We start from the raw sequence: 534 nt of genomic DNA, 5'->3' as shown, positions 1-534 counted from the left end.
CGCCGGAGCGGTCATGGTTCTGCTTCTGGTTATCATGGTCGGGATCATTGGCGGTGCGGCATTCTCTGGAAGCTCAGAGAGCAACGAAGCACTCAGCCAGGAAGTACTTTCCTATACGGCAACCATCCAGAAATACGCCAACCAGTATGGAATCCCCGAATACGTTTCCGTGATACAGGCAATCATGATGCAGGAATCTGGCGGCCGGGGGACCGATCCCATGCAGAGCAGTGAGTGCCCATACAACACCCGGTATTCCAACAGCCCGAATGCCATCCAGGATGCGGACTACTCCATACAGGTAGGAATCCAGTATTATGCGGACTGCCTAAGAGAAGCCGGATGCACCAGCCCACAGGACATGGACAAGCTGAAGCTGTCCCTGCAAGGGTATAACTACGGAAACGGGTACATAACGTGGGCGATTCAGAAATATGGCGGCTACAGTGCAGAAAATGCCATGCAGTTTTCCAATGAGCAGGCTGCTTCGCATGGCTGGAGTGCCTATGGGGATCCAGAATACGTCCCTCACGT

At 53.7% G+C, this 534-nt stretch carries 1 protein-coding gene; it reads left to right on the top strand.

The features are described from left to right. The coding region (locus WMO28_RS16805; RefSeq protein WP_349057711.1) for a lysozyme family protein at nucleotides 1–534 on the top strand (534 nt) is incomplete at both ends.

The sequence above is a fragment of the Blautia aquisgranensis genome (assembly GCF_040096615.1).
Taxonomy (GTDB): domain Bacteria; phylum Bacillota; class Clostridia; order Lachnospirales; family Lachnospiraceae; genus Blautia_A; species Blautia_A aquisgranensis.
This window is presented reverse-complemented; position numbering and strand designations above follow the sequence as displayed.